Source organism: Klebsiella sp. ME-303 (assembly GCF_007910085.1).
Classification (GTDB): Bacteria; Pseudomonadota; Gammaproteobacteria; order Enterobacterales; family Enterobacteriaceae; genus Klebsiella; species Klebsiella michiganensis.
In genome coordinates this window covers 94,775-110,900 of the sequence record NZ_VOJB01000083.1, presented here as the reverse complement: position 1 = coordinate 110,900, position 16,126 = coordinate 94,775, and the positions used below count along the sequence as shown (strand labels likewise).

The 16,126-nt window shown below is 54.1% G+C and carries 17 protein-coding genes and 1 riboswitch; of the genes, 5 read left to right on the top strand and 12 right to left on the bottom strand.

Going from position 1 to position 16,126, the window contains the following annotated elements:
- Positions 1 to 80 precede the first annotated feature (80 nt).
- Positions 81 to 320 carry a cell division activator CedA gene (gene cedA, locus FQK12_RS17335; protein WP_009653410.1) on the top strand — a complete coding sequence of 80 codons (240 nt, stop codon included), beginning with the start codon at positions 81 to 83 and terminating at the stop codon, positions 318 to 320.
- Positions 321 to 394: 74 nt separating this feature from the next.
- Here cedA and FQK12_RS17330 read toward each other — a convergent pair whose 3' ends face one another.
- From FQK12_RS17330 to hxpB, 4 genes are all read right to left on the bottom strand, one after another.
- Entirely contained in the window at positions 395 to 1,786 is a 1,392-nt protein-coding gene (locus tag FQK12_RS17330; protein ID WP_014228987.1) for an L-cystine transporter, read from the bottom strand.
- Between the two features lie 134 nt (positions 1,787 to 1,920).
- The gene (locus FQK12_RS17325) at positions 1,921 to 2,511 is read right to left on the bottom strand and encodes a metal-dependent hydrolase (protein WP_014228988.1); all 591 of its coding nucleotides are present in this window, start codon (positions 2,509 to 2,511) and stop codon (positions 1,921 to 1,923) included.
- 91 nt (positions 2,512 to 2,602) lie between these two features.
- Positions 2,603 to 3,364 carry a 2-dehydro-3-deoxy-D-gluconate 5-dehydrogenase KduD gene (gene kduD, locus FQK12_RS17320; protein ID WP_014228989.1) on the bottom strand — a complete coding sequence of 254 codons (762 nt, stop codon included), beginning with the start codon at positions 3,362 to 3,364 and terminating at the stop codon, positions 2,603 to 2,605.
- A 148-nt stretch (positions 3,365 to 3,512) separates the two neighbouring features.
- Positions 3,513 to 4,181 (bottom strand): hexitol phosphatase HxpB, encoded by a 669-nt coding sequence (gene hxpB / locus FQK12_RS17315; protein ID WP_014228990.1) that lies wholly within the window; start codon positions 4,179 to 4,181, stop codon positions 3,513 to 3,515.
- Positions 4,182 to 4,310: 129 nt separating this feature from the next.
- Between hxpB and FQK12_RS17310 the strand changes: the two genes are divergently transcribed.
- Positions 4,311 to 4,847: a YniB family protein gene (locus FQK12_RS17310; protein WP_014228991.1), complete on the top strand. Its 537-nt coding sequence runs from the start codon at positions 4,311 to 4,313 to the stop codon at positions 4,845 to 4,847.
- Between the two features lie 32 nt (positions 4,848 to 4,879).
- Here the strand turns inward: FQK12_RS17310 and yciA are convergent, their stop codons facing one another.
- The 5 genes from yciA to FQK12_RS17285 all read right to left on the bottom strand — a co-directional run bounded on the left by yciA (position 4,880) and on the right by FQK12_RS17285 (position 10,633).
- Positions 4,880 to 5,278, bottom strand: a complete 399-nt coding sequence (gene yciA, locus FQK12_RS17305) for an acyl-CoA thioester hydrolase YciA (RefSeq protein ID WP_014228992.1) — start codon at positions 5,276 to 5,278, stop codon at positions 4,880 to 4,882.
- Positions 5,279 to 5,376: 98 nt separating this feature from the next.
- The gene (locus tag FQK12_RS17300; RefSeq protein ID WP_014228993.1) at positions 5,377 to 7,557 is read right to left on the bottom strand and encodes a TonB-dependent siderophore receptor; all 2,181 of its coding nucleotides are present in this window, start codon (positions 7,555 to 7,557) and stop codon (positions 5,377 to 5,379) included.
- A gap of 183 nt (positions 7,558 to 7,740) precedes the next feature.
- A complete protein-coding gene (locus FQK12_RS17295; protein WP_014228994.1) occupies positions 7,741 to 9,057 on the bottom strand; it encodes a voltage-gated chloride channel family protein in 1,317 nt (438 codons plus the stop codon).
- Positions 9,058 to 9,136: 79 nt separating this feature from the next.
- Positions 9,137 to 9,198, bottom strand: a riboswitch (Fluoride riboswitch).
- A gap of 99 nt (positions 9,199 to 9,297) precedes the next feature.
- Positions 9,298 to 9,837, bottom strand: a complete 540-nt coding sequence (locus FQK12_RS17290) for a septation protein A (RefSeq protein WP_004101360.1) — start codon at positions 9,835 to 9,837, stop codon at positions 9,298 to 9,300.
- A gap of 52 nt (positions 9,838 to 9,889) precedes the next feature.
- Positions 9,890 to 10,633, bottom strand: a complete 744-nt coding sequence (locus tag FQK12_RS17285; protein WP_014228995.1) for a YciC family protein — start codon at positions 10,631 to 10,633, stop codon at positions 9,890 to 9,892.
- 313 nt (positions 10,634 to 10,946) lie between these two features.
- On the opposite strand from FQK12_RS17285, the gene ompW reads away from it, so the two are divergent.
- On the top strand, positions 10,947 to 11,585 hold the full coding sequence (gene ompW / locus FQK12_RS17280; protein WP_004121296.1) for an outer membrane protein OmpW: 639 nt from the start codon (positions 10,947 to 10,949) through the stop codon (positions 11,583 to 11,585).
- 121 nt (positions 11,586 to 11,706) lie between these two features.
- Here the strand turns inward: ompW and FQK12_RS17275 are convergent, their stop codons facing one another.
- Together FQK12_RS17275 and FQK12_RS17270 are read right to left on the bottom strand one after the other, a co-directional pair.
- Positions 11,707 to 11,952 carry a YmjA family protein gene (locus FQK12_RS17275; RefSeq protein WP_014228996.1) on the bottom strand — a complete coding sequence of 82 codons (246 nt, stop codon included), beginning with the start codon at positions 11,950 to 11,952 and terminating at the stop codon, positions 11,707 to 11,709.
- A 524-nt stretch (positions 11,953 to 12,476) separates the two neighbouring features.
- A complete protein-coding gene (locus FQK12_RS17270; protein ID WP_014228997.1) occupies positions 12,477 to 13,100 on the bottom strand; it encodes a helix-turn-helix domain-containing protein in 624 nt (207 codons plus the stop codon).
- A gap of 310 nt (positions 13,101 to 13,410) precedes the next feature.
- Between FQK12_RS17270 and FQK12_RS17265 the strand changes: the two genes are divergently transcribed.
- A complete protein-coding gene (locus FQK12_RS17265; protein WP_224357478.1) occupies positions 13,411 to 14,304 on the top strand; it encodes a helix-turn-helix domain-containing protein in 894 nt (297 codons plus the stop codon).
- A gap of 80 nt (positions 14,305 to 14,384) precedes the next feature.
- Here the strand turns inward: FQK12_RS17265 and FQK12_RS17260 are convergent, their stop codons facing one another.
- A complete protein-coding gene (locus FQK12_RS17260; protein WP_014228999.1) occupies positions 14,385 to 15,089 on the bottom strand; it encodes an SDR family NAD(P)-dependent oxidoreductase in 705 nt (234 codons plus the stop codon).
- A 121-nt stretch (positions 15,090 to 15,210) separates the two neighbouring features.
- On the opposite strand from FQK12_RS17260, the gene FQK12_RS17255 reads away from it, so the two are divergent.
- Positions 15,211 to 16,110, top strand: coding sequence for a LysR family transcriptional regulator (locus tag FQK12_RS17255; protein WP_014229000.1), 900 nt, complete (start codon positions 15,211 to 15,213; stop codon positions 16,108 to 16,110).
- The last annotated feature ends 16 nt before the right edge of the window (positions 16,111 to 16,126 follow it).

The window sequence follows — 16,126 nt, the reverse complement described above, 5'->3', positions numbered from 1 at the left end:
AGCTGGGGGCGACGAAAGGGGGCTTTTTCGGCTATGATAGGGGTTTCTGTTTCCCGCTGTGTTTAGTGAATCTATTTGTGATGAAACCACTTCGCCAACAAAATCGTCAGGTCATTAGCTACGTGCCGCGAGTCGAGCCTGCGCCGCCGGAACACGCCGTCAAAATGGATGGTTTTCGCGACGTCTGGGTTTTGCGGGGTAAATACGTTGCTTTTGTGCTGATAGACGAACATTTTCGTCGCTCCCCGCCGTTTAACGTGCCGGAAGCGGCGCAGCGCTGGGCGACGCAAATGAGGCAGGAAGGTGAAATCGACGCCTGAATGTGCCGGGCACAATAAAAAACCGCTGAAAATCAGCGGTTTTTTGTTTTTAACAACCTGAAGTGCGGGCCCGCTTAGCGGTGCGCGAGCTCCGCGTCCTCTTCGCTATCGAGAATAGCTTTATCGGTTTGACGCAGCCACTGGCTGGTCAGGGTACCGGCGGTCATGGAACCGCTTACGTTCAGCGCGGTACGGCCCATATCAATCAGCGGCTCAACCGAGATCAGCAGCGCCACCAGCGTGACCGGCAGGCCCATCGCCGGCAGGACGATCAGGGCGGCAAAGGTCGCGCCGCCGCCCACGCCCGCGACCCCGGCGGAACTAACGGTCACGATGCCCACCAGCGTCGCAATCCACAGCGGATCGAGCGGGTTAATACCGACGGTAGGGGCGACCATCACGGCGAGCATCGCCGGATAGAGGCCCGCGCAGCCGTTCTGCCCGATCGTGGCGCCGAACGATGCGGAGAAGCTGGCGATAGACTCCGGCACGCCCAGGCGACGCGTTTGCGCTTCCACGTTCAGCGGAATAGACGCCGCGCTGGAGCGGCTGGTAAAGGCGAAGGTCAATACCGGCCAGACTTTACGGAAGTACTTCAGAGGACTCACGCCGTTGACCGCCAGCAGCAGACCGTGCACCACGAACATGATGCCCAGACCAATATAGGAGGCGATAACGAAGCTGCCGAGCTTGATGATGTCCTGCAGGTTAGAGCCCGCGACCACCTTGGTCATCAGCGCCAGCACGCCGTACGGCGTTAACTGCATAACCAGGCGCACCAGCTTCATTACCCAACTCTGCAGCGTGTCGATGGCGGTGAGTACGCGCTGGCCTTTGGCGACGTCATCTTTCAGCAATTTCAGCGCCGCGACGCCGAGGAACGCGGCGAAGATAACCACGCTGATAATCGACGTTGGGTTCGCGCCGGTCAGATCGGCAAACGGGTTTTTCGGTACGAAAGAGAGGATCAGCTGCGGGACGCTCAGGTCGGCGACTTTACCGGCGTAATTGCTCTGAATGGCGTTGAGGCGGGCGGTCTCAGCGCTGCCCTGAACCAGCCCTTCGGCGGTCAGGCCAAACATATTAGTGACCAGCACCCCGACCAGCGCCGCAATCAGCGTGGTGAACAGCAGGGTTCCAATACTGAGGAAGCTGATTTTACCCAGCTGCGAGGCATTATGCAGACGGGCGACCGCGCTCAGAATGGAGGCGAAAACCAGCGGCATGACGATCATTTGCAGCAGTTGAACATAGCCGTTACCGACGATATTGAACCACTGGATAGAATCCTTCAGCACCGGGCTGTCGGAACCATAGATAAGCTGTAGCGCCAGGCCGAAGACAACGCCGATCGCCAGACCGACCAGCACTTTTTTAGCGAGGCTCCACTGTTTATGGCGGGTTTGGGCCAGCGCCAACAGTAAAACCGCGAACACGACTACGTTCGCTATTAATGGAAAGTTCATCCCCGTTCTCCTGATATCTTTTATTACCGGGTTGGTCAATAACCAACTCTTATGACGGCAAGGGTAGCAGAAGGCGTTATTCGTTACTTATATTCAAATGGAATTGATTATAACCAATTGAATAATTCGCTGGTTTATCGTCCAACCTGGTGGCTAATTAAGCGATTAAAGGTGGTTTGCAAAGAATTAATCATGTCCGATGACCAGCGAATGGCGCTGTTTTCGGCAACGTTTTGCGGCATCCATACGGCATAGATAAACAGCGCCATACACAGCGCGCGCTCCAGCTGGTTACCCTTGCGCGGTGCAAGCAGGGGCAGGCGAAAACGCCAGCGGCAGGGCCAGAGCAGCGGAACGCCTGCCGGGGTGAGCATGTCGGCGAGAATATGGCTGAGGTAGCCAAGAACCAGGCCCTGAACCGCGTCTGCCGGCACTATCCAGCTTTCCGGTACTTTCAATGAGAAAATCGCGACCGCGCCAAAGACTACCAGCAGGCTATGGGTGAAGCCGCGATGGCCAAAGGCGCGCGCTATCGGTTTTGATATCCAGCTTAATCGCTGACCGAGAAACGACTTAGGGTGATCGATATCCGGCAGCAGACAGGTCAGGATGGCGGAAGGAACGATGTGCCACCAGTCGCCCTGAGCCAGCACGGGGGTCAATTCCGCGTTTTTCGCAAATACCGCACAGGCGATAGAGAAGAGGAGGTGGCCTTCCGCCGTCATGATAAACACCCTAAACTGTCAATTCATACAGTATAGGGTTTTTATACAGTGTGCGGAAGAGGTGACGGTGTAACTCTTTGTCACAAAAACATCAGCGTGCCAGCCAGCCGCCATCTACCGCCAGCGTAAAGCCGCTAATGTAATCCGCCGCCCGGGAGGCGAGAAAAACCACCGGCCCCTGAAGGTCATCCGGCACGCCCCAGCGCCCGGCCGGAATACGATCGAGAATCGCTTTGCTGCGCTCGGCGTCTTCACGCAGTTGCTGAGTATTATTGGTAGCCATGTATCCCGGGGCAATGGCGTTAACGTTGATGCGATGCCCCGCCCATTCGTTGGCCATCAGGCGGGTAATGCCCAGTACGCCGCTTTTTGACGCGGTGTAGGAGGGTACCCGAATCCCCCCCTGAAAGGAGAGCATTGAGGCAATGTTAACAATTTTCCCGCCGTCACCTTGCTGAATAAACTGCCTGGCGACCGCCTGTGAAAGAAAGAACACCGACTTCAGATTCAGGTTAATCACCTCGTCCCAGTCTTTTTCGCTAAAGGAGAGCGCATCGGCGCGGCGGATGGTTCCCGCATTGTTGACCAGAATATCTACCCGGCCCATGGCGGCCACGGCCCGATCGACAATGGTTTCAATCTCATCCTGCCGGCTCAGATCGGCCTGAATAGCGGTAAAGCGTCGGCCCAGCGCCTGAACCTTCTCTGCGGTTTCATGGGGGATCCGGCGATTCACGCCGACGATATCGCACCCGGCCTGCGCAAGGCCCAGCGTCATTCCCTGGCCCAGCCCGGTATCACAACCCGTCACGATAGCGACCTTGCCCGTAAGGTCAAAGGCGTTCAGTACCATATGCACCTCTGTATGCTGATTTCACGCGTTAAATAACGCCGTTGAGACAAGCATAGAGGGCGGGAGAAGAAAAAACAAATAAAAATGAAACGCTGTTTTAATTTTGTGATGATGAGACGGTGCCGCTATCTCATCATCAGCGGCAGGATTAACCGAGCAGGTCGCTCAGGGTGAGGGATTCAAGGGTGGCAAGCTTCACGTCCGCCAGCACGAAGCGCGGATCGCGGCTGTTTTCCGCTTCCGGTACGACGATAGATCGCATTCGGGCCGCTTTGCTGGCAATCATGCCGTTAACCGAGTCTTCCAGCGCCACGCAGTGCATCGGGCTGGCGCCGAGTCTGGCGGCGCAGTCCAGATAGACCTGCGGGTGCGGTTTGCTGAACGGCAGCCCTTCGGCGGAAGCGAGGGCGTCAAATTGATCGCGCAGTTCAAACATGGTGAGGACTTTTTCCAGCATCCGCAGCGGCGAAGCCGACGCCAGGCCGATTTTCAACCCCTGGGCTTTGCACATCGCCACCGCTTCCCGCGCACCGGGGAGGAGCGGACGCGCTTCTTCCACCAGCTGGATGGCGCGGTTGATGATCCGCGCGGTGACTTCGGCACGATCCGGGCCTTTCCACGGCTGCTGGGCAAACCACAGATCGACGACTAAATCGATGCGCAGCCCCAGGATATCGGGCATTTCATGGCGGCGGCTGATATCCACCCCGAGGCTTGCCATCACCTCCAGCTCCGCTTTATCCCACAGCGGCTCAGAATCAATCAGTAAACCATCCATATCAAAAATCGCGGCGTGAATCTGGCGCCTGGCTGACATAAGTCCCTCTCCTGTAGCGTAAGTAGATAACGAATCGGCACTCATGGTATATCATACCGCGCATTATTGGGCGAAATTCGCCGACGAAGGTAGACTTAGGGTAGACAGGCGTCTTAACAAGGGGAACCCATGACGTATCAACAAGCTGGACGCGTTGCAGTACTTAAACGTATTTTGGGGTGGGTGGTATTTATCCCGGCGGTTATCTCGACGCTGATTTCCGTACTGAAGTTTATGTACGAGCACAGTGAGAAAAAACCGGGCATTGACGCGGTGATGATGGACTTTGCTCATGTGATGATTGAGATGATGCGTTTCAATACGCCGTTCCTGAATTTCTTCTGGTACAACTCGCCGCTGCCGGACTTTAAGCACGGTATGAATATCGGCTTCTGGGTTATCTATATTCTGGTGTTCGTCGGCATGGCGCTACAGGCCTCCGGAGCGCGGATGGGGCGCCAGGCGAAGTTTCTGCGCGAGGGCGTTGAGGATCAGCTGATTCTGGAGCAGGCGAAAGGGGCCGAAGGGCTGACGCGCGAACAAATCTCTGAACGCGTTGTGGTGCCGCGCCATACCATCCTGGTGCAGTATTTTCCGCTATACGTCCTGCCGGTTATTATTATCGTGCTGGGCTACTTCTTCTTCTCTTTACTCGGCGTTCTGTAAAGGACCGGCCCGGAAGCGCCGGGCCGGCAGAATCACTGGGCGGGAAGGGCGCGCGGTTTACCCTCATTATCTACCGCGACGTAGATAAACAGCGCTTCGGTTGCTTTGTAGCGCTGGCCGATGGGTTCAGACGACACCTTCTTGACCCACACTTCCATATTGATGGTTATCGACGTATTGCCGCGCTTCACGCAGTTGGCGTAGCAGCACACCACGTCGCCGACCGCGACCGGGCGTAAAAAAGTCATGCCGTCGACGCGCACGGTCACGACGCGACCGTGGGCAATCTCTTTGGCCATAATCGCCCCGCCAATATCCATCTGCGACATCAGCCAGCCGCCGAAAATATCGCCGTTAGCGTTGGTGTCCGCCGGCATCGCCAGGGTGCGTAATACCAATTCGCCCTTCGGCGTAAGATCTGTTGTTGTCATTCTATACTCTGTACTAGTCAAAGATGATCAGGCGGATGCTACTATGAAAATGACGCTGAGAGAATAGGGAATACGCCCGCGATAGCGGGCGTGAGGGGTTAGAAGGAGATCGTGACGCCAGCGTAATAGGCGCGACCCGGTTCGTTATAGGTCGAAGCCCCTTCGTTTTCACGATAAATTTGCTTATCGAACAGGTTACTGATCCCGGCGTTCAGGCGCAGATCTTTCATTAGCTGATAGTTGCCGCCGATACCAACCACTGAATAGGAGCCCACTTCATTGGTGGCCAGCACGCCGTTTTCAGTACGAATTTCCGCATATTCCCGCGGTTTCTGCCGACCGTACAGAGTCCAGTTGACGTTCGCCGAAAACTTGCTGGTCACCTGCCAGTCGAGCAGGGTATTGATGGTGTATTTCGGAATAACGGACAGCGGGTTTCCGGTATCTTTGTTTTCCGATTTGATCATATAAGTGGCATTGGTGCGCCAGCTGAGCGTATCGGCAATGACCGGAACCAGCAGCGTGCCTTCAAGGCCTTCGACGACCGCTTTCCCGCCGTTCTCCCACTGCAGGATATTCGCTCCGGTCGCGGTATTACCCAGTATCTCTGTGCCGGAGACGATCTTGTTTTTGTAGTCGTTGCGAAACCAGGTGACGCCGGCGTTGTAACCGTTCAGGTTAAACTCAAGGCCAATCTCCTTATTGATGCTGATTTCCGGATCGAGGTCCGGGTTACCCAACAGATAGCAGTTGCCATCGGCAATACTTATCGGGCAGCCGTTACCCCGCGTAGAAAGCAGATAGCCTTCGCTCGACTGATACAGGTTCGGCGCTTTAAATACCCGGGCGATGCCCGCTTTGACCTTAAACATATCGCCCAGATCCTGCGCCAGGTTCAGGCTCGGGCTCCAGTTGCTGCCGAAGTCGTTATGATAGTCGAAGCGCAGACCCGGGATAATATTGGTGCCCGGCATCGCTTCAATATTGTCTTCCAGATAGATACCGGTCAGGGTGGCGCTGTTTTTAGGGCTGCGTTGTGAAGGATCGCCAGAAATCCCGGGGAGAGCATCCGTGGTGGTGGTGGCCTGCATGGACGCCGGATCGTTTAGCTCATCGCGATTCCATTCCATGCCCAGAGTCAGGGTCTGTTCAGCGAGCCAGTTGAAGGGGAGATTCACCTCTGCGGTTGAGCGCCACGACTCCAGGCGGCTGGTGTCATAGACATCGCTGTTGATCATCCCTTCAACGCGGCCGGTGGTGCCCTCCTGCAGGCGGGTATTGTTGGTTTTTTCGTAGTAGACGCCCGCCTTCGACTGGCCCCAGTCCCAGATCCCGTTGTAGGTCAGGCCCCAGGTCTGCCGATATAGCCGGTTGGTTTCCTGACCGTACAGCGTATCCACCAGGCCATTTGGGCTCATATTGCTGTTGCTGTACTGCGTATCGCCGGCATAAATATTGCCCTGGCGGCTATAGGCGTAGCTAAAATCCAGGATCTGCTGCGGGGTAACTTTCCACGACAGCAGGGCGTTAATATCTTTGTTGCGTACCCCTTCGCGGCCCGCCGCGTAAGAGCCATTTTGCGCGCGGTTAATATCCCAGGCATCGGGCTCCGTTTTGTTGATGTTGCCGTACAAACGCATGGTCAGGGCATCTCCCGCCAGCGGTCCGTTGAGGCTGAAGTTAGCCCGGTTGGTGGCGCCTTCTTTATTATTTTCCGGCTGATTGGTATACAGCGAAAGCGAGCCGTGCCAGTCGTTGGTGGGGCGCTTGGTGATGATATTGACAACGCCGCCCGCGGCGCCTGAGCCGTAGCGCGCTGCGGCAGGGCCGCGCAGAACTTCAATGCGTTCCACCATTTCCGGCGGTACCCAGTTGCTGTCGCCGCGGGTATCGCGCTCGCCGCGCCAGCTATAGCGCACTGAATTGCGGGAGGTGACGGGCACGCCGTCGATAAGAATCAGCGTGTTTTCCGGTCCCATTCCGCGAATGTCGATCTGACGGTTGTTGCCGCGGCTGCCGCTGGCGCTGTTGCCGGTCAGGTTGACGCCGGGCATTTTACGGATGATTTCTGAGAGATCGTTAACCGGGGGATCTTTAGCAATATCTTCCGCAGTGATGATCGAGACGCCCGGCTGCTGCTTCAGCGCCTCTTCGGCGGTGCCATGAACCACCATGGTCTCCGTATCCTGTTCCACCTCTTCGGCGAAGACCCCTGGGCTGAGTAAGCCTGCAATGGCCAGGGCCAGGGGCGTTGCTATGTGATTTTTCTGCGTTCTCATTATAAATATCCATATCAAATCATGAAAAAATTGAGATCGAGAATATCAATGATAATCATTATCGTTTCAATAAAGAGACGCTAATCTCCATTAAATCCTCACAATTGCCGCAACTTTCCGACATGTGGTAGATATCATGAAGAAACCGGCGAGCCTGAACCCTCCGGTTTCCGGGCGCGTTCGTCAGGAGGTGGGGGTTTCGTTGTCGGTTTTTTGACGGCGTGTTTGCGATTGGTACCACGCCGGGAGCTCAGCCAGTCTGATGCCGGTCGGGACATAGCTTTGTTTCAGGCAGGCTATGCGCTGGGAACGATAAATACCGGTATAGCCCGAGACCAGCCATGCCACCACGCAGGCCAGCGCCGCGTAAACACCGATTTCCGCGCCAAATAGCTCAATCGCCATCAGCGTCGAGGCGATGGGGGTATTCGCCGCGCCGGCAAAGACGGCGACAAAACCTATCCCGGCCAGAAAACCTGGCGGCATATGCAGCAGCGGCGCCAGCGCATTGCCCAGCGTCGCGCCGACGTAAAACAGCGGGGTGACTTCGCCACCTTTAAATCCGCTGCCTAAAGAGACAACGGTGAAGATCAGTTTGCCGAAGCAGTCCCACGGCGCCAGCGGATGCTGGAAAGCGTCCACTATCACCGGTATGCCCAGGCCAATATAGCGCTCTCCGTGCAGCAGCCAGACGGCGCCGGCAATCGCCAGTCCGCCAATAAACGGCCGCAGCGGCGCGTAGTGAATCCGTTTTTTCATGAAGGCGCCGACCGCATGCGTGCTGTCGGCGAAAATGCGCGCCGCGAGGCCAAAGCAGCAGCCGGCGATAATGATGGCCAGCAGCGTCCAGAGCGTCAGCGTGGGAAAGCCGGTAATAAAGTAGTGCGTATGCTGCACCCCCCACATGATGCCGACCCGATCGGCGATAATCGCGGCAAACAGACAGGGAAGAATGGCGCTGTAGTCCATCCGTCCGATAGCCAGGACCTCGAGCCCGAATAGCGCTCCGGCGAGCGGGGTACCGAAAACCGAAGAGAAACCGGCGCTGATCCCGGCCATCAGTATCATTCGCCGGGCATCGTCGTTAAGGCGGAAAAGGGCCGTAAAACGGTCGGCAATCGAGGCACCCATCTGCACCGCCGTGCCTTCACGCCCGACGGAGGCGCCAAACAGATGAGAAACAACGGTACCAAAAAAGACCAGCGGCGCCATGCGCAAGGGAATGACGCGCTGAGGGTCGTGAATCTCTTCCAGAATCAGGTTATTGCCGGCCTCCACGCGGGTGCCGTAGCGCAGGTAGATCCAACCGACGGCAAAACCGGCCAACGGCAGGAGCCCGATAAGCCAGCGGTGAGCTTCACGCGTTGCCGTGGTCCACTGCAGTGAGAAAAGAAAAAACGCCGATGCCGTACCCGCCAGCACCGCGATGATAAAGGCGAGGAGCAGCCATTTTCCGAGGAAGAAAAGCAGAGAGAGTGATGAAAAGCGGTTTGCACGCATCGTCAGTTCCTTAGAAGATTAACCTTCCCGGACGCGGTGCCTGCAATTCAGATATGCCTGCCCATTCCCGGTCCGGGAATAAAAAGCAGGCATCATTAGCCACATGGCGGTTCAAGGAGGAATGCCATCTCCTGTGAGAAATAGCTTACATTACGAATCGTTTCAGCTGAAGCGATTTATGCGGAGAGGGGAAAAGCGAAGAACGCGGCACGCCGTCCGGCGTGCCGTGGGAAAGCCAGCTTAGTGGTTGTCGTCCTGCGGCATATGGCGATAGATATACACGCCGCTCAGCAGGGTGAATACCAGCGTCAGGGCGGTCAAACCAAAGACCTTGAAGTTGACCCAGATATTCTGCGGCAGCCAGAAAGCGATATAGATATTCGCCAGTCCGCAAAGGATGAAAAACACCGCCCAGGCAAGATTCAGACGCGACCATACCTGCTGCGGCAGCGTCAGCTCTTTACCCAGCATGCGCTGGATCAGCGGCTTCTTCATCACCCACTGGCTAAACAGCAGCGCGCTGGCAAACAGCACGTAGATAACCGTCACCTTCCATTTAATAAACTCATCGTTATGGAAGAAGATGGTTAAGCCGCCAAATACGGCCACCAGCACAAAGGTAATCAGCGCCATTTTCTCGACTTTACGATAGCGCACCCAGCTGTAAATCAGCACGATGGCGGTAGCGATAATCAGCGCGGTCGTCGCGGCGTAGATATCATAAAGCTTGTAGAATGCGAAGAAGACTACCAGCGGTAAAAAATCCAGAAACTGCTTCATACATCGATTCCGTCGTTCAGGTTGGGGCAGGGAGCACCCGCCCCGGATTAGGTTAGTTACGAATGAGCATATACAAGCGAAATAAATAGATCAGCAACAATGCGGAGATAAGATTGCTGAGGGTATTTATTACCACCGCGCCAACGTTTGGCGTCAGGACCGCGAAGCTGGAGGCAAACAGCAGCAGCAGCGTTTTCGCCAGCAGCCAGCCGATAATGGCCGGCGCCACCAGACGTACGTTGGCCCAGGCCAGACGCATACTGCTACGCATGGCGCTGAAAATCCCCATTTTATCCTGCACCAGCATAACCGGTGCGAAAGAGAGCACGATAGCCAGCAGGACGCCCGGCACCACCACCAGCATCATTCCCATCTGCACGATAAACGTCGTCAGCAGGATCAGCAGCAGCAGCTTTGGCAGCACCGGCGCAGAAGCGCCGATCGCGCGCAGGGCGCTGACTCGCTGGCCGGCGGAGATCATCTGAATCATGAGCAGAATGCCGCCGGCAAGAATGGCGTTACCTACCAGCCCTGAGAAGGTGGAGGCCGCAGACGCGCGCAGCAGGATTTGCTGCTGCTCCGGCGTCATGCTCTGGACCAGTTCGAACAGCCCGCCGCTACCCGCCAGGCTATCGCCCTGGCTCAGTATTGACAGCTGCTCTTCACTGGGTGAAAAGGCATGGCCAAGTACTACCGTAATGAACGCGCATAGCAGCGCAATCAGCAGGATAGTAACGAACTGATTGCGGAAAAAGTTCCCGGTGTCACGGTAGACGGACTTCGCCGTGATAGACATGCATTCTCCTTGAGTATTGCAGGTGTTAACTAGCCGGCGATTGTACCGCAAATCGCGGCTGGGTAGCAGTCTCTGCTCCTGCACGCTAAGTATATCTTTGTAAATAGAAGAGGAAATCAGCGACGCGCTGCCTTGAGTGTCATAAAGGAAGAAATTTGATATGACACGCTTCTCACTGATTGTATTGAGAAAGTGAAAATTAATCTGGATCAATAAATGTTAAATTTGCCCACTTAATGTGATCTATGTTGGATCAAACATACTTCAATGTAGGTATATTCTGGCGCTGAATAACCATAATGAGGAAGTGGGTATGAAAAAGTTAGCAGCGGCGGTTGTTATTCTGAGCAGTCTTTCCGGCAGCAGCGTCTGGGCGCATGAAGCCGGTGAATTTTTTATTCGCGCGGGTTCGGCAACGGTCAGACCGACCGAAGGCGCGGGCGGCACGTTAGGCAGCCTGGGGGGCTTTAACGTCAGCAATAATACGCAACTGGGTTTGACGTTCACCTATATGGCAACGGATAACATCGGCGTTGAACTGCTGGCCGCCACGCCGTTCCGCCATAAAGTCGGGACCGCGGCAACCGGCAATATTGCGACCGTTCACCATTTACCGCCGACGCTCATGGCGCAGTGGTATTTTGGCGACTCCAGCAGCAAGCTCCGTCCATACATTGGCGCGGGTATCAACTACACGACCTTCTTCGATGAAAGCGTGAACGATACGGGTAAAAAGACCGGCATATCCGATCTGAGCCTGAAAGACTCCTGGGGGGCGGCAGGACAGGTGGGGATGGACTATCTGATTAACCGCGACTGGCTGATTAACATGTCGGTGTGGTACATGGATATCGACACCACCGCCAACTATAAGCTGGCGGGCGCGCAGCAGCACGACAGCATCCGTCTGGATCCGTGGGTGTTTATGTTCTCTGCGGGATACCGGTTCTAAAGTCTCAGGTAAAGCTGGTCGCAATGACCAGCTTTATTGCACATCCCAACGCGAAGTCCGCTGCCGCGATTGCCGATGCGTCATTTGCCGCAATCATTCCGCGGAACGTCCGCGTCAACCGCTACTCATTACCCCATTTATTCAGGAATACCGCGATATCATCGATGCGCTGCCGATCGATGCCCGCTTGTATGGCCATCTCTCCCTGCGCCTCCTCGCTGATTTCTTCGTTATTCATCAGCCGCGTAATCAGCAGTTGAAAATAGCGCGCCAGGGGCTCACGTTCTGACTCGCTGACGGGCTCGGCGGACTCCGTCGAATACTCATCCGCAATGTCGTAATATTTCAGTGGTACTTCCTCGTGCATAAATCGCTCCCGGTTGACGTTGTGCCTGCATTTTCTGGCTTGAATAGTATCACCCCTGCCTGGCTTTAGCTCAGGAACGCCCAGAAAAACGTATGACTAGCCCACACTATGCGCAACGGGAGGGTAACGCCCCGCTATCGAGGCGTAAGGATGTTCGTGCGACATGCGCTGGCCTTTATTAAGGCTATTGGTACGGTTGTTCCGTTTGGAGCGTTATTAAACATCTGGTTTCTAATGCTATGTTATTTGAGCTGCACGTTTAATGAGAAAACTCTTGCCGCGACACCATCAATTCTGAAATAAAAGCAAATGGCTTGTTGGAATAATACGCCGTGCTCTATGATGCCTCTGCCTGTAAATGTCTTTTCTTTTATATCCAGGGTGCCTTATGAGTAATTTACTTCTTTTATTTATCTCCATCTTGCTATTGGTTATTTCCGTATACAATGGTGTGGCTTATTTTAATGAGATCAGAAGACGACGTAATGTGTTTCGTTGTTTTTATACTTCTGACGATCGTGACGCTAGGTCATAAACTGTTTTCTTTTCTCTAGCACGTTTAGAAACTTATTAAGATCGGTATTGCTTTCAATCTTAAAGTCATGCATGACATTTTTCTTGTGAGAATACACTGTTTTATAGTTAATGTTCAATTTATTCGCGATTTCCAGCTGGTTAAGCCCAAGACTCAGGGCATGAACGACCTTTGACTGCGCCTGGGTCAGCGATTTACAGGGACAGTTAATGCAGCGGCTAGTCTGCGGGCGATATCCTGTTTCATTGTCCGTCCAGGTGAATGCATAAACATGAACTTTTATTTTATTTCTTATCGCCGGAAGCGAATCACCTTTATATAAAAACAAACAATCTTTAGTACAGTTGGGGAGTTCATTTTCCGAACATTGATTTTCCCTTTCCTGAAGAATAAATAGTAAGCTTTTCGTGGTTTTATATTTCAATTCATCATGGCATAAAAATATTTCTCCGGGTGCCATTTCGGTGAATATGATCTGAGCCTCTGCGATGTTACCGGGGGTGTAGCTATCTACAAAAATGAGGTTTTCCTCATGGGCTACGCTTTCCTGCATCAGCTGCTTGATGGCATATCGGGTGTAGATGTTTTTGGTATTGATTAAAATGGTTATCATAAATAAAGATTCACATGCTTATGAATAAATAAATCAGAATTAAAATAGTGTCAGTGCCTGATAATGGCCGTACGTAAAACTAAGAGGTCTAACGGTAATGAGTGGTTTAACAAACTGCAAATAAGATATTGTAGAGGTTTTTAAAAAGCAATATTTCTATAGAAAATGAGAATTCAGATATTTTTCATGGGAAAAATCTTATCTTTCAAATAGATAGTGAGCCTTTTTGAGTTTTTTAACTGAGATCGTTTTTATTTATTTTTGTCGTGCACGAAAAGCTTAGTGTCCGTATTGCTTTACTGGTAAGATTTTGGCTGAGGATGAACTGGTCAGGGTATTCTTAAAGGTAATGAAACGGGCAATTTTTAATGAGGTGGTGGAGTGGATTGAATCCCGCCTGACAATCAATCCGGCCGTTGATGATATCGCCTGTGGGGTTGGGTATTCCCGGCGTTTTGTTTATAACCTGTTCCATGAGCATGCCGGCCTTCCCGTCGGGAAATATATTCGCATGCGCAGAATGACGCTTGCCGCCGGTAAGCTAAAGCTGACTCAGCAATCAATTTCATCGATTGCCTGTTTACTGCACTTTGATTCTCATCAAACCTTTTCCCGTGAGTTTAAAAAAACCTTTGGCCTTAGTCCCGGAGCGTATCGGGATTCGACCTGTTGGGATATGTCGTTACTTTATCAGAAGGTGGCACCGCAGGGCGGCGGCGTACCGGCACCTTACCTTTGTTTTCTTGAAGGACAGTCGTTTGCTGGATATGGATTCAACTATACGCTATCTCTGACTGATGATATCGCTACGCGAAAAGAGGTCACCCGGAGAAAAATTGCCGGCGGCGCGACAGGCGCAGACCGCGATATCTACATTCTCTCTGCATGTTCCCCCGCTGCGCACAATATATATAAAACAGCGATCAATGCATTCATCGGCACACCGTTTAATTCGCGGGCGGCTTCTTTTCGTGAGGTACGGGTCGCTAAACGTGGGCTATACCTTGGTCTTGAATTTAGTGGCTCATGGGAAGACTTTATTTTTCTTTCGAATCATGTCTATCTGAAATACCTTCCTGAACTGGGTCTGTATCGACGTGAAGGTTATGATATCGAACGTTTTGTCCCTCAGGAAAATATTCCTTTAGGAAACGACCGACCCATTTACACTCTGCATTATTATGTCCCGGTCGGTTATATTTAGAAGATGGCAGCTTTGCCCAGTAAAAAGCGAAAATTGACTGCCATGAACCCGTCTGCAGGCCATTAATACGCATAGACTTATCACCACGGCACGCGACATCCGCGATAATCCAGATACTCTAATCCGGGACGATTTTGTTTTTCCAGCAGCACGTTCACCAGCGAGGGGATGGTCTCCGCCATGGTGAGCGGGGCGCTCTCGCCGCCAAGAGCCGTGCGGATCCACCCCGGCGCCATGACCACCATCGGATGCGATACGCTGGCAGGGCGGGCGGCAAAGCTGCGCATAAACATATTCAGCGCGGCTTTGCTCCCGCGATACAGCTCGCGCTGCCCGCCGGTATTATTGCTCAAACTGCCTTGTCCTGAAGACATAACGCCAATCAGCCCCTGCGGCAGCACCAGCGCCTGCAGATTTTCTATAACCCGCATCGGCGCGAGCGCGTTGGTCAGCATGACGTGAATAAACTCTTCCGTCGCGATCTCGCCGATGGTTTGTGTGGGATCGCGGTTGGTGGTGCCCGCGTTGACGAACAGCATATCCAGCACGCTATCGGCAAGCGCATTGCGCAGCGCCGCGATCCCGTCGCTATCACAAATATCCAGCGCCTCAATGCGCACCCGTCCAGGATAAGCCTCGGCCAGATGATGCAGCGGCGTCGTTTGTGAGAGATCGCGTACGGTGCCGATGACCTGCCAGCCATGCAGCAGAAACTGTTCAGCCATGGCGTGCCCAAGCCCGCGTGACGCGCCTGCGATCAATACTGTTTTAGGGGAAGTGACCATGGGCATAACTCCTGAGTAAATACATGATGGGGTAAATATAGGCTGGTGCTGTAGCAGGCGGAAGGCGCAGCATTTGCAATAATAAAGTGCATCAGACGCCTTATCCTGGAGTGGAGAAAAAATGACCGATCCTGATTTCAATTTACTGGCGGCGCTGGATGTATTGTTGAGCGAGAAAAGCGTTGCCGGGGCGGCTAAACGGCTTGAGCTCAGCGCTTCGGCGATGAGCCGCACGCTGACGCGCCTACGGCAGGTCACCGGCGACCCGCTACTGGTCAGAGCCGGGCGAAACATGGTGCTGACTCCGCACGCAGAAAGTCTGCAGGCGCGGGCAAAAAACGTTGTCTCCGAGATGCGCGCGGTGCTCGAGGCTTCGCCTGCGCCGCTGAGTTTATCGACCCTCGAGAAGCGATTTACTTTGCGTACCAATGAGGGATTTATAGAAGCTTTTGGCCCGGCGCTGGTGAACGCGGCCGCGCGGGAAGCACCGGGCGTGACGCTGGAGTTTGTCGCTAAGCCGGAGAAAGATGCCCGATTTTTACGCGAGGGGCGGGTGGACCTGGAAATTGGCGTACTGAAAAATATGGGGCCGGAGATCCGCCTGCAGGCGCTGTTTCGCGATCGTTTTGTCGTCGCGCTGGCCAAAAACCATCCGCTGGCCGCCTTTGCCGATATGTCGCGAGAACAATTTGTTTCCGTGGGGCACGTCATTACCTCCCGTCGCGGGTTGATACGCGGGCCGGTTGATGATGCGCTGGCGGCGTGTGGCATGCGCCGCAGGATTGCCGCGGTGGTGCCTGGTTTTTCCGCCGCGCTGGCCGTGGCCCGGGATTCTCAGCTCATCGCCGTTGTCCCGGCCTCCTGCCTGCAGAGCGCGGCGGGAAAAGAGATGGTCGCTTTTCCTCTCCCGGTGAGTACGCCGGAGATAACGGTGTCACAAATGTGGCATCCTCGCCAGGAGCATGAATCGGCACATCGCTGGCTAAGGCAGCTGGTGCGCAGAGTGTGTCGACAACCATAAAAAAAGCCCGCACAGG

Coding starts and splice junctions, on each gene's coding strand:
- cedA (WP_009653410.1), top strand. CDS start 81: ATGAAACCACTTCGCCAACAAAATCGTCAGGTCATTAGCTACGTGCCG.
- FQK12_RS17330 (WP_014228987.1), bottom strand. CDS start 1,786: ATGAACTTTCCATTAATAGCGAACGTAGTCGTGTTCGCGGTTTTACTG.
- FQK12_RS17325 (WP_014228988.1), bottom strand. CDS start 2,511: ATGACGGCGGAAGGCCACCTCCTCTTCTCTATCGCCTGTGCGGTATTT.
- kduD (WP_014228989.1), bottom strand. CDS start 3,364: ATGGTACTGAACGCCTTTGACCTTACGGGCAAGGTCGCTATCGTGACG.
- hxpB (WP_014228990.1), bottom strand. CDS start 4,181: ATGTCAGCCAGGCGCCAGATTCACGCCGCGATTTTTGATATGGATGGT.
- FQK12_RS17310 (WP_014228991.1), top strand. CDS start 4,311: ATGACGTATCAACAAGCTGGACGCGTTGCAGTACTTAAACGTATTTTG.
- yciA (WP_014228992.1), bottom strand. CDS start 5,278: ATGACAACAACAGATCTTACGCCGAAGGGCGAATTGGTATTACGCACC.
- FQK12_RS17300 (WP_014228993.1), bottom strand. CDS start 7,557: ATGAGAACGCAGAAAAATCACATAGCAACGCCCCTGGCCCTGGCCATT.
- FQK12_RS17295 (WP_014228994.1), bottom strand. CDS start 9,057: ATGCGTGCAAACCGCTTTTCATCACTCTCTCTGCTTTTCTTCCTCGGA.
- FQK12_RS17290 (WP_004101360.1), bottom strand. CDS start 9,837: ATGAAGCAGTTTCTGGATTTTTTACCGCTGGTAGTCTTCTTCGCATTC.
- FQK12_RS17285 (WP_014228995.1), bottom strand. CDS start 10,633: ATGTCTATCACGGCGAAGTCCGTCTACCGTGACACCGGGAACTTTTTC.
- ompW (WP_004121296.1), top strand. CDS start 10,947: ATGAAAAAGTTAGCAGCGGCGGTTGTTATTCTGAGCAGTCTTTCCGGC.
- FQK12_RS17275 (WP_014228996.1), bottom strand. CDS start 11,952: ATGCACGAGGAAGTACCACTGAAATATTACGACATTGCGGATGAGTAT.
- FQK12_RS17270 (WP_014228997.1), bottom strand. CDS start 13,100: ATGATAACCATTTTAATCAATACCAAAAACATCTACACCCGATATGCC.
- FQK12_RS17260 (WP_014228999.1), bottom strand. CDS start 15,089: ATGGTCACTTCCCCTAAAACAGTATTGATCGCAGGCGCGTCACGCGGG.
- FQK12_RS17255 (WP_014229000.1), top strand. CDS start 15,211: ATGACCGATCCTGATTTCAATTTACTGGCGGCGCTGGATGTATTGTTG.